Origin of the sequence: Roseimaritima multifibrata, assembly GCF_007741495.1 — a bacterium.
Taxonomy (GTDB): domain Bacteria; phylum Planctomycetota; class Planctomycetia; order Pirellulales; family Pirellulaceae; genus Roseimaritima; species Roseimaritima multifibrata.
Genome location: NZ_CP036262.1, coordinates 4,285,580 through 4,296,327 on the forward strand (window position 1 = coordinate 4,285,580; position 10,748 = coordinate 4,296,327).

At 53.9% G+C, this 10,748-nt stretch carries 11 protein-coding genes; 9 read left to right on the forward strand and 2 right to left on the reverse strand.

Features of this window, described 5'->3' with window-relative positions; all coding sequences use genetic code 11:
* The first annotated feature begins 44 nt into the window (after nt 1–44).
* Entirely contained in the window at nt 45–275 is a 231-nt protein-coding gene (gene nrtS / locus FF011L_RS15425; RefSeq protein ID WP_145352536.1) for a nitrate/nitrite transporter NrtS, read from the forward strand.
* On the opposite strand, the gene FF011L_RS15430 is transcribed toward nrtS, so the two are convergent.
* Together FF011L_RS15430 and FF011L_RS15435 are read right to left on the reverse strand one after the other, a co-directional pair.
* Nucleotides 254–1,828, reverse strand: a complete 1,575-nt coding sequence (locus tag FF011L_RS15430) for a hypothetical protein (protein WP_246109434.1) — start codon at nt 1,826–1,828, stop codon at nt 254–256. The two genes, nrtS and FF011L_RS15430, sit on opposite strands and share 22 nt — an antisense overlap.
* Nucleotides 1,829–2,220: 392 nt before the next feature.
* Nucleotides 2,221–3,087, reverse strand: coding sequence for a DUF547 domain-containing protein (locus FF011L_RS15435; protein ID WP_246109435.1), 867 nt, complete (start codon nt 3,085–3,087; stop codon nt 2,221–2,223).
* A 238-nt stretch (nt 3,088–3,325) separates the two neighbouring features.
* Between FF011L_RS15435 and FF011L_RS15440 the strand changes: the two genes are divergently transcribed.
* From FF011L_RS15440 to FF011L_RS15475, 8 genes are all read left to right on the forward strand, one after another.
* Entirely contained in the window at nt 3,326–3,601 is a 276-nt protein-coding gene (locus tag FF011L_RS15440; RefSeq protein WP_145352538.1) for a hypothetical protein, read from the forward strand.
* 89 nt (nt 3,602–3,690) lie between these two features.
* Nucleotides 3,691–4,866 (forward strand): methyltransferase domain-containing protein, encoded by a 1,176-nt coding sequence (locus FF011L_RS15445; RefSeq protein ID WP_145352539.1) that lies wholly within the window; start codon nt 3,691–3,693, stop codon nt 4,864–4,866.
* 111 nt (nt 4,867–4,977) lie between these two features.
* Nucleotides 4,978–6,045, forward strand: a complete 1,068-nt coding sequence (arsS, locus tag FF011L_RS15450) for an arsenosugar biosynthesis radical SAM (seleno)protein ArsS (protein ID WP_145352540.1) — start codon at nt 4,978–4,980, stop codon at nt 6,043–6,045.
* A complete protein-coding gene (locus FF011L_RS15455; RefSeq protein ID WP_246109436.1) occupies nt 6,042–6,887 on the forward strand; it encodes a phosphate ABC transporter substrate-binding protein in 846 nt (281 codons plus the stop codon). The genes arsS and FF011L_RS15455 overlap by 4 nt, the downstream gene beginning before the upstream one ends.
* Nucleotides 6,868–7,734 carry a phosphate ABC transporter permease subunit PstC gene (gene pstC / locus FF011L_RS15460; protein WP_145352542.1) on the forward strand — a complete coding sequence of 289 codons (867 nt, stop codon included), beginning with the start codon at nt 6,868–6,870 and terminating at the stop codon, nt 7,732–7,734. The genes FF011L_RS15455 and pstC overlap by 20 nt, the downstream gene beginning before the upstream one ends.
* A complete protein-coding gene (gene pstA / locus FF011L_RS15465) occupies nt 7,727–8,605 on the forward strand; it encodes a phosphate ABC transporter permease PstA (RefSeq protein ID WP_145352543.1) in 879 nt (292 codons plus the stop codon). The genes pstC and pstA overlap by 8 nt, the downstream gene beginning before the upstream one ends.
* Complete coding sequence (locus FF011L_RS15470; RefSeq protein WP_145352544.1) at nt 8,602–9,474, forward strand: phosphate ABC transporter ATP-binding protein; 873 nt, start codon at nt 8,602–8,604, stop codon at nt 9,472–9,474. Before pstA ends, FF011L_RS15470 begins: the two co-directional genes overlap by 4 nt.
* Nucleotides 9,475–9,814: 340 nt before the next feature.
* Entirely contained in the window at nt 9,815–10,489 is a 675-nt protein-coding gene (locus tag FF011L_RS15475) for a hypothetical protein (RefSeq protein ID WP_145352545.1), read from the forward strand.
* The last annotated feature ends 259 nt before the right edge of the window (nt 10,490–10,748 follow it).

Below are 10,748 nucleotides of genomic sequence, written 5' to 3' on the forward strand. Positions count from 1 at the left end.
GGCTGTCGAATAGAAGCCCGATCCAGGGGCCGTTGGTCGATCAAATGCATGAGTGGTTTCGTTTGGCTTTTTCCCGATCAATTGTTCTGCGTGGGCTTGCCTATAGCGTTGTCGTCGGGACGATCCTGACAGCGATCAATCACGGCGATAACCTTCTTAACGGCCAGCTTGAAACGCGGCATTTCCTGAAAATCGCGTTAACGTACACGGTTCCCTATATCGTTTCGACTCTTTCAAGCGTGGCTGCGTTGAATCAGTCCGTTGAAAACGCGTAATTCCGTTTGCTCCTTCGCCAAACATACATGCCGATCAGAACGGCGAACCAAGGGGCAAATTCAAGCCAAGTCACCACAAAGTCGTAGAACGCTGCTCCCGTATAAGGCGTTCCTAAAACGGCGGTCGACGGAAAGTGGTAGACCAGCCAAAACCGAAAATAGTAGATAAACACGAGACCGCTGACCGCTATCCAAGCACGTCCACGAGCAAAAGGCAGCAGTGGCAACGCCCAGGTCCAGTACCACGGATTGAGAGTGGGGCAAAGCAGCCAAAACCAAGCAATCGTCAAGAATGCAGCCTCGCAAAACCGCAAGCTGGTTGTGGCCGATCCCCACCAGGAAAGAGCCATCGCAACGACAAAGAAGATCGCTGCCGTCCCTCCACGAGCGAGCATAAACGGAGCCTCTCCGGGCGCAATACCCAGCGTCGACGAAAGCGATCCCGTCAGCGATTCTCGGATCGATTCCGGCACCACCGAGAACCACGCGATTTCATGCGAACCAAGGTGCCCGGTCGGTTTCAAATTCTCGATAGCGATCAAGAACAGGAAATCGTTCATCTCCCACTGTCGAAGAAAGGTGACGACTCCCAGACTAGGGTCATCGATCTGATCATGATCGGAAACGGAGCCTGAACCAGGGAACATCGGAAACAACACAATCACGGTTGTGACAACGAAGACGACGGAGGGTGCAACGGTCACTCGCCAGCCGAATTTTCTCAAAAGCGTAAAGAAAACCAGCGGAGCGAGGATGACCGGATAAAGCTTCGCCCCGACAGCTAGCCCAAGCACCATAGCCGACAGGAGAGAATACATCGTCCAACCAGTCCGTCTTTGCCGATCTGCTGACTGGAGATCGAAGCAACAGACGACTACGTACAAGCCAAGAGTCGTTAAGAAGACGGCGATGGCATCCAAATGCCCACTGTTAGCGAACTCCTTCATGATCAGTGGACACCATGCGTAGATAACACAGAGCTCCGCAGCCATTCCACATCGCCGTAGCAGAGCAACCACGACCAACAGCGTTGCCACGTCGAAGCCGATAAGCCAGGCCTTCATCACAAGCAGGCGCGTCGACACGGATGCCGAAGAGGGTGTGGAGAGATTTGCGACCGCAAAAACAAATTGACTGGTGGGCGGATAGACCGTCGGAATTTCCGGGAAGTGCACCCGATGCAAAATTTCAGCAAGAACCGGTTTACGGTCTCGCAGTTCCGCCAAGCGATTCAGTTCTTCGTCATCCGTCACCCCTGCGGATATTACGTCCTGGGGGCTATATCGAAACGGGCTAACGCCAGACGTGCTGACGGCTCCATCCCAAAGATAGCGATAAATGTCGACTTCCTGGATGGGCACAGAAAACAGCATCACAACGCGGAACACGATCGCGGTGCCGACGACCAGATGCAACGCTCGCCTGCTTGGCTTTGCCCGCCATAGGACCCGAATCGCTACCACGTAGAAAACAAACAGGACCGCGAACAGACACAACACGCCAACGATCGGACGGTCGGTTGGCTCGCTGCCGTAAGCAAACCACCAACTCATCAGCGCAATGATCCCGTACACGCATACTGACAACCCTGCCAGCATGGCAATTACGGGAACGGGATCGTTTTCCGGCCTTGGACCGGGCGTTCTACCTTGCGTCACTTACCGCCTTTGTATCAACGGGATTGGTGGATTACGGTTGATATCAGAATTTGCCAAACACCTGGCGAATCCGATGAAACGGCGGATCACACGCCAGCGATCGAAGGGCTCGGACGCGCTATCTTATTACGACCGAAGACAATTCATTAGGAACCGCGTTTAACGATAGAGGTCGTTTCGATTCCGCGGTAGTGAAGCCTACTTAGCGGGGACCTGATTCAGTCAACGCCCCGTCGTCAATAAATACAACCGGCCGTTTCGCAGCGAGACATTGGCAGCGCGGCGAATCAACGTCGGGCCGGAGGTGCCGTGGCCTGATCGTTTAAACCCCAGTCGTAATCGAGATAGGAGACAGAAACCGAATTCCCAATCGCAGCATCGTAAGCTGCTCGCGAGGGCAAGTAAGGAGCGATCGTGCGAAGCTGGGCAGCCTGATCACGACCGAAGTCTTCGCCAAACCAATCCATAATCGCCGAGAGACGAAACTTGCGTCCATTCACGTCGTATTGAAAATTTCCTGAATTGGCAAAGAAGACTTTTGCGTTAGCGGTCAACTGACCGTCCAGTTCCGCAGACGTATATGCTTCGGACAACAGGCGTGGACAACTGCGTGATGCACATACGATCGCAAAGTGAATCCGCGGCTCTCCCATCTTCCGAAGAATCTCATGCTCCATCTGATTCAGCGAGTAGGGCGTTCCGCCAACGGTCAGCAACAGATCATCCCAGATGTTGTAGCCAAACAGTTTTGCGGTGTGGTTACGGATGCTGGATGTCGGATACTCACGCAGAATCCCATGAACCGTTAACGCGTTGTAGGCATTAATCCAAAAGGCGACCTTTTCGGTCTGGCTTGCCCTCGCTTTCGGGTTCGCCGTCGAAAGGTAAGACAAGAACTGCTCCAGCGCCCGCACATCGGCGGGGGTCTGTTTCCATTTGGCGTAGTTGACATTCCCGTTTTGATCAACGTACCGTTTTAGCAAAACATCCCACTGGCCAGGGTCAATCTGATCGATTGAAACCTGTTGGCTCACAGGCACGCTAACCCCAACGACGACATCCGTTCCGGCAAAGCACGTCGCGTTTGAAAAAAGCGAGAGTGTTGCGGCCGTTAACGCAATCGCAAAAGAGGAGGCAAGAGAATCTTTCATCATGAGTGTCCGTACTTAGAGGAATTTGACCGCTCGGCTCCGCATCGCACCCTACGGTTCGTCACTCGCGAATTGCCGGGCCAATGGGATGAGCATTTCACCCAAGAGTCGCAGTTTGAGGGCGAAATGTCTGTGAGCCTAAACACATTTGCCGGAAAATTGATAAGTGAATCGCGGCCAATTCCATCTGCGATCCGGCAAGAGTCCGAATGATCACGATCCAATCCCAAGAATCACGGCAATGATTTCAACTTCTAAATATCGACCATTCCGTGCCGGTATCGAGTCGCTCCCACATCGCTACTCCTGCAATGTCGGCGAAAAATCAGCAACGGTGATCGATGTCACTGATGTTCGGCTCGGTGCACGATACAAAAGACTTTTCGCTGGAAGCTATGGCTCGCAGCCTACCGAATCAGACGTCGACCGCCTCGCTCGGCGGAACGGAGGTCGTTTGGTCAATTATCGAGAGAGCACAAAGCCTGCAGCGAATTTCCCGATTCCCGCGATCCATTGAAAACTTTATAGAATCTTGTAAGGAAGCCGCCACCGCAGCGTCCTACTTGGCGATCAGCCATGCCCCCCGTCCGAAAGGAAGTCGGTCCTATGAAAGCAGCCATGTTAAACGATACACACGTCGCCGAATCGTCTGTTTATCAGCGTTACGCAGCCGCCGCCCAAGCCGTTGAACCGGCTCTATGCTGCCCCGTTGAATACTCGTCCGACCTGCTGAAGGTGATCCCTGACGAGATCATCGAACGGGACTATGGATGCGGTGACCCAACTCCTTACGTACGCTCTGGCGAAACCGTGCTCGATTTGGGCAGCGGAGGTGGCAAATTATGCTACATCGCAGCTCAGGTGGTTGGCGCTGAGGGTCGGATCATCGGAGTCGATTGCAACCGTGAAATGCTGGGACTGGCTAGAAAGCACGCACCGGCGGTCGCGCAGCAGCTAGGGTATGCGAACGTCGACTTTCGATATGGTCTGATTCAGGATTTGGCGTTGGACCTGGATCAATTGGGCGAAGAGTTATCCAAAAGTCCTGTAAATGATCCCGCTGGCTATCTGGCGCTGCGGCAAGCCGAAGACCGCCTCCGTCGGGAACAGCCTTTAGTCGCCGACGATTCAATCGACTGCGTGTTGTCCAATTGCGTCCTGAATCTCGTTAGGCAACAAGATCGCCGTCAGTTATTCGCCGAAATATTCCGTGTCTTGCGGCGTGGTGGTCGGGCAGCGATCAGCGACATCGTAAGCGACGAAAGCGTTCCAGAACGCCTGCAGCAAGACCCCGAGCTTTGGTCTGGATGTATCACAGGCGCGTTTCGCGAAGACGAATTTCTAAAGGCGTTCGAGGAAGCGGGCTTCCACGGCATCGAGATCGTTAAACGGCAAAGCGAACCATGGCGCACGGTCGAGGGCATCGAATTCCGTTCGGTGACCGTCGTGGCCCACAAAGGAAAGGCAGGCCCTTGCTTGGAACGCGGCCAAGCGGTTTCGTATCGAGGTCCATTCAAGCGAGTCCAGGATGATGACGGACATACCTATTTCCGCGGTGAACGGATGGCGGTTTGCGATAAAACATTTAACCTGCTGCAACAGGAACCGTACACCAACATGTTTGATACGATTGAACCTCGCGAAGCGGTCCCCCTGGACGACGCCAAAGCGTTTGATTGCCGACGCAACGTACGACGTCATCCCCGTGAAACCAAAGGTCTTGAATACGACGCGACCACGGATGCGGCGAATAGCTGTAGTGAAGACGGCCCCTGCTGTTAGGCAACTTCCAAACATTGAAACATCCAACGTCGACCATCATTCGAACTTATCGACATACAAGCGATTCGATAGGCTCCGCGTCCAACAACATTCCTTGACACAAGCCACACCATGCAATTATCACTCCTACGACAGAAAAGCGAACTGGCAAACGCTGCGATGCAGCGAGATATCCTGGAGGGAGAAACGAACGCACGACTTCCTCACTTTGATCAAAAATTAGAATCAAGCGGTCTGGCAGGTCTCCAAGCCACCAGTATCGAAGTTCTGCAAATCAATGTCGGCAAGCTGTGCAACCAAACTTGCACGCACTGTCACGTCGATGCTGGGCCCGACCGGCGCGAGAGCATGTCACGGGAAACATCCCAACAGATCATCGATGTTCTCGCCAGCAATCCAATCCCGACGCTGGACATCACCGGTGGTGCCCCGGAGATGAATCCCAATTTTCGCTGGCTGGTCGAAAAGGCTCACGCGCTTGGACGACGCGTGATCGATCGTTGCAATTTGACGATTCTAATGGCAAACGGATATAAGGACCTACCTGAATTCCTCGCCAAACACGAAGTCGAAGTGGTCGCTTCATTACCATGCTACCTCGAAGAAAACTGCGATAGCCAACGCGGCGATGGCGTCTTCAAACGTTCGATTGACGCGCTCAAAAGATTGAATCAATTAGGGTACGGACAACCCGATTCCAATCGAAAGCTGACGCTGGTTTACAATCCCACAGGGATATCCCTGCCGCCAGCACAACACAAACTGGAAGCGACTTATCGCGATGAGTTAAAGGCTCGATACGACATTCTCTTTTCCGAATTGCACACGATCACGAATCTGCCGATCAGTCGATTTCTCGACGACCTACGGCGCAACGATCAACTCGATCAGTACATGCAAAAACTGATCGACAGCTTTAACCCACTGACCGTCGAAGGGGTCATGTGTCGCTCGATGGTCTCCGTCGATTGGCAGGGCAATCTGTTTGATTGCGATTTCAACCAGATGCTAAATATGGGCATTACCGGCGACCTACCACAGCACATATCGGATTTCGATCCTGTGAAACTTAGCAGGCGTATGATTCAGACCGGTCGACACTGCTTCGGTTGCACCGCCGGGTGCGGTTCGGGATGCCAGGGAGCGGTTGTGAAAGTCTCCGCCAAGGAGCAAGCGTGATTGTTCGCCCCCGATTCGTTTGCTTGCCCGCCCTGTTCGTACTTGGTCTGCTGCCATCGTTTTTGTCCGGTTGCACATCGGATGACAGCCCAGAGAACGACAACCAGATCGTCGTAACAGGGTCCAGTACCATTGCCCCGCTGGTTGCAGAGATCGCGAAGGATTTTGAAGCATTGCATCCCGGCGTGCGGATCGATGTGCAAAGCGGCGGGTCGTCCCGCGGAGTAGCCGACGCCCGACGAGGCCTTGCCGACATTGGGATGGTATCGCGAGACCTTAAAATCGAAGAAGGCGACCTAACAGCGTTCACAATCGCTCGAGATGGAGTCGGCGTCATTGTCCACCGCGACAATCCCGTTGATTCACTCTCGGACGATCAAATTGTGGCGATCTACACCAACCGCATCAATAACTGGAATGAGGTTGGCGGACCAGACGCACCGATCACGGTCGTCAACAAAGCGGAAGGCCGATCCACGCTGGAGCTGTTTGTCGAACATTTTCAGTTGGACAATAAGCAGATCCAAGCGGACACCGTCATCGGTGATAATGAGCAGGGAATTAAAACGGTCGCCGGCAACCCTAACGCGATTGGTTACGTATCGATCGGAACCGCCGAATACGATGCCACACACGACATACCGATCAAACTGTTACCACTGTCAGGCGTTGCAGCGTCGATCGAAAACGTCCGTTCGGGAACTTTTCCGCTTTCACGCCCACTGAACCTAGTCGTCAAAATCAAGCCAACAGGCCTTGCCGCGGAGTTCATCGAATTCGCTCGCTCACGTGAAGTCCATCCGATTATTCTGGAGCAGTACTTTGTCCCACTTTCCCAGTGACACGGTACTCCTTTGGTTGGTTCGCGGATGCGGATTACTGACAGGGACGATCACGGTCGTGATTGTCGGCTTTTTGCTGACCGAATCACTTCCGGCGCTTCAAGAGGTCGGGATTCAACGCTTTGTATCCGACCCATCTTGGCATCCTTCCGCAGGATCTGCGGAGGGAGAATTCAACCTCGTTCCGATGATCGTTGCGACTTCGTTGGCGACCGCAGGAGCCGTTCTTCTAGCAACGCCGCTGGGCATCGGGTCGGCGATCTTTGCACACTTCTATGCTCCCAATCGTCTGAGAAAGATTTATGGCAAAATGATTGAACTGCTGGCCGGCATTCCTTCGGTCGTCTACGGGCTGTGGGGACTGGTGGTGTTGGTCCCCATCATCGCCCGTTGGCATCCACCGGGGACCAGCCTCTTATCGGCGATCATCGTTTTGACGATCATGATCCTCCCGACCATTGCGTTGCTGGCCGGGGCTTCGTTTGACAACCTATCAAGTGAACACCTGCGAGCCTCCGCGGCGCTGGGGTTGTCGCGCGGACGAACCGTATTCAGTGTTGTATTGCCCGCGTCCCGATCGGGACTGTTTACGGCTGTCCTGCTGGGAACAGGGCGGGCCGTCGGCGAAACGATGGCAGTATTAATGGTTGCGGGAAATGTCGTCCAGACGCCGACCAGCCTCTTTCAGCCGGTTCGTACGATCACGGCGAACATCGCTTTGGAAATGGCGTACGCGATGGATGGCCACCGCTCGGCGTTGTTTGTTTGTGGGCTGCTATTGATGGCGATGATCGTTCTGCTGGTCGGCACTGCCGAGTGGGTAAGCAAAGGACGTATCCATGGATAGCCCACACACCACTTATGACCGTTCTCGCTTCGGTCTTTCGATTGATTTCCTGATCACAGGTGCCGTGTGGTCGATTGCCGGGATCGTCACCGCCATCTTTGTATGGATTTTGGCTGACATTGCGATCGCAGGTTTGCCCTCGATCTCTATAAACTTTTTAACCGAAGCCCCTCGGAATGCCGGACGGGACGGAGGGATCTTTCCGATCATCCTTTCAACCCTGGCTATTTTGGCGGTCACGATGACCGTCTCCGTCCCGCTAGGCGTTGGAACCGCGATCCTGCTTAGCGAATGGACTCGGGCCGAAAGCGTTTATGGAATGCTGGTCCGACGGAGCTTGGATGTCCTGGCAGGTGTCCCCTCGATCGTTTTCGGATTGTTTGGCAACGCCTTTTTCTGCAGCTATCTAGGATTGGGATTTTCCATCTTGTCCGGCGGTCTAACGCTATCTTGTATGGTGTTGCCAATCCTAATCCGATCGGCAGAGGAAGGCTTTCGCTCAGTTCCAAACGAATACCGCACGGGGGCGGCGGCTTTGGGGTTGTCCCGAACCGCGACGCTTACTCAACTGCTGTTACCTGCTGCGATCCCAGGAATCGTCGTCGGATTGGTACTGGGCATCGGGCGTGCGTTGGCCGAAACGGCAGCGTTGATATTTACCAGCGGCTATGTTGATCGTACCCCCAGTTCGTTGCTCGATTCCGGCCGCGCCCTATCGGTTCACATTTTTGACATGTCCATGAACGTCGCGGGCGGCGATCAAAACGCCTATGCATCGGCGGTGGTGCTTATCACCATGCTGTTAATCATTAACGCAACGGCAAGCTGGATGGCCCATCACTGGTTAAAGAAAAGGATCTTGGTGACATGAATTCAGAAGCCCCCAAGACGCCGTCCAACAACGACACCCCGATTCCTCAAAAAGAGGATGGATTCACCGTTGGTCCGCTCGATCAAGGACCGCCATGTTGTATCCCACAGCCGTTGATCGAAATCGAGGACCTTGCGATTCACTACGGGAACGCTCGCGTCCTCAGCGAGGTCTCGTTGACCATCCATCGTGGGTGCATTACAGCATTGATCGGGCCGTCGGGATGCGGAAAGACCAGTTTCCTAACCAGTCTGAATCGGATGACAGACATGGTTCCCGGTTGCCACGTGGAGGGAAAGATCTCGATTGGATCGGTCGATGTCCGCCAGACCAAAGACGTGTTAGGTCTGAGGCGTCGCGTTGGAATGATTTTTCAAAAGCCCAATCCGTTTCCGTTTTCGATCCGTAAGAACATTGAAATGCCGTTAAAAGAACACGGGATACGGAATCGGACCGAGCGCACAAAAATCATCCAGGAGGTTCTCGAAGATGTCGGCCTGTGGGCTGAGGTAAAAGATCGACTTGATTCCTCTGCGCTAGCTTTGTCCGGAGGCCAGCAGCAACGGCTTTGTATTGCACGAGCACTCGCGCTCCGCCCAGAAATTCTGTTGTTGGATGAACCGTGTAGTGCCCTTGATCCTTTGGCAAGCAATGTTGTCGAAGAATTGCTGCTCCGTTTCCGCGGGCGGTACACCGTTGTCATCGTGACCCACAATCTGCAACAAGCGAGAAGAGTCGCCGACTACGCTGCCTTCTTCTGGGCGACCAACGGCACGGGCACATTAATCGAACACGGCAGCGGCACGCATATTTTCGACACGCCACAGCAGCCTTTGACTTCCGCCTACGTTAACGGTAAAGCGGGTTAGCTTTTGGCTGTTCGCTGGTATCTTTTTGCGACGGTCCATCCTGACTGACGATTGAACGGTCGGTTCTATCTTTTGGTGCGATCGCACGAATCTTAAATGTCCAGCCGGTCTAGGCTCAGGCATTCCCACCGCATGCGAACGAAATCGCCTTGCAACTTTGTGGAACGGACCAAGTAGACCGCTGCCGGTTTCAAAAGCAATCACGTCGGTTGTGAGGGAGCTCACAGACGGGGAGGGTTTTCCGAGCGAAACTAAATGGTGTGAAGTAGACGCCCCTATTCGCCTGTCCGCTTCCACTGGAAAACGCCCCTCACTTACCCACCGAAAAAGAAGAGATACGATGAATTGCCGCCTCAATCAATCGAAACGATCCATTGCCAGTCTATCGATAATCGCAGCGACCGCTTTCGTGCTCAGTTCACTTTCGACCAGCACCGCGGACGCTCAATCCGGAACTCGAACACGGCCGACCGCTCGACCTTCCGCAGCTCAGGCGGGAAGTGGCACCCGGACGGCCGCTAACGCTGTGGGACTGCAAGGTTATTGCCCCGTTTGCGTCATCGAAGCGAAGCAGTGGATGAAGGGCACGGCGCAGATCTCGGCAAATCACGATGGTAAGACTTACCTTTTTCCAAGTGAAGAACAGAAGCAAATGTTCCTCGCGAATCCTTCTAAGTACACACCGATCCTTGGTGGCGACTGCGTCGTTGCATTGGTCGAAATGGGAAAACGCGTTCCGGGGAGCGTCCAATTTGCCGCCTTACACGAAGGACACCTCTACCTGTTCGCAAACGAAAAAGCGAAAGGCATGTTCCAAGCCAATAAAGAGAAGTACGCTCACGCCGATGTTGCACTAGGCGGCAAATGTTCGGTTTGCCGAGTTGAAATGAACCAGGACGTGGACGGAGTTCCCGAATTCACCAGCCTCCACAAAGGGATGCGATATCTGTTCCCAGGCGAAAAGCAACAACAAATGTTCAATCAAAACCCTGCGAAGTACGAAGTGGCCAAATAGAGCCCTGGGGAAGCCAGGCAAAGGTCCAGAGTCTTCTCTCGCACCCGAATTGTCATATTTTGGGTGCGATACGAATTGGAACGGACAACGGCGTGGCGAAGAACGTTCACGCTATCGATCAACAACGCCTCTTGGAAATCGGAACGTACAAATAGCACGTACCGATCGAGAGGCGTTAGTCGTAAAATCGCAGACGATTTCTCTCGGCGGCATCTCCGTCACGCTGTTTCGAAACGGCATCTGCCTCGGCACTCCAGTA

Excerpts from the sequence above, each read along its gene's own strand:
- nrtS (WP_145352536.1), top strand. The coding sequence starts at position 45 with ATGCATGAGTGGTTTCGTTTGGCTTTTTCCCGATCAATTGTTCTGCGT.
- FF011L_RS15430 (WP_246109434.1), bottom strand. The coding sequence starts at position 1,828 with ATGAGTTGGTGGTTTGCTTACGGCAGCGAGCCAACCGACCGTCCGATC.
- FF011L_RS15435 (WP_246109435.1), bottom strand. The coding sequence starts at position 3,087 with ATGATGAAAGATTCTCTTGCCTCCTCTTTTGCGATTGCGTTAACGGCC.
- FF011L_RS15440 (WP_145352538.1), top strand. The coding sequence starts at position 3,326 with ATGATTTCAACTTCTAAATATCGACCATTCCGTGCCGGTATCGAGTCG.
- FF011L_RS15445 (WP_145352539.1), top strand. The coding sequence starts at position 3,691 with ATGAAAGCAGCCATGTTAAACGATACACACGTCGCCGAATCGTCTGTT.
- arsS (WP_145352540.1), top strand. The coding sequence starts at position 4,978 with ATGCAATTATCACTCCTACGACAGAAAAGCGAACTGGCAAACGCTGCG.
- pstA (WP_145352543.1), top strand. The coding sequence starts at position 7,727 with ATGGATAGCCCACACACCACTTATGACCGTTCTCGCTTCGGTCTTTCG.
- FF011L_RS15470 (WP_145352544.1), top strand. The coding sequence starts at position 8,602 with ATGAATTCAGAAGCCCCCAAGACGCCGTCCAACAACGACACCCCGATT.
- FF011L_RS15475 (WP_145352545.1), top strand. The coding sequence starts at position 9,815 with ATGAATTGCCGCCTCAATCAATCGAAACGATCCATTGCCAGTCTATCG.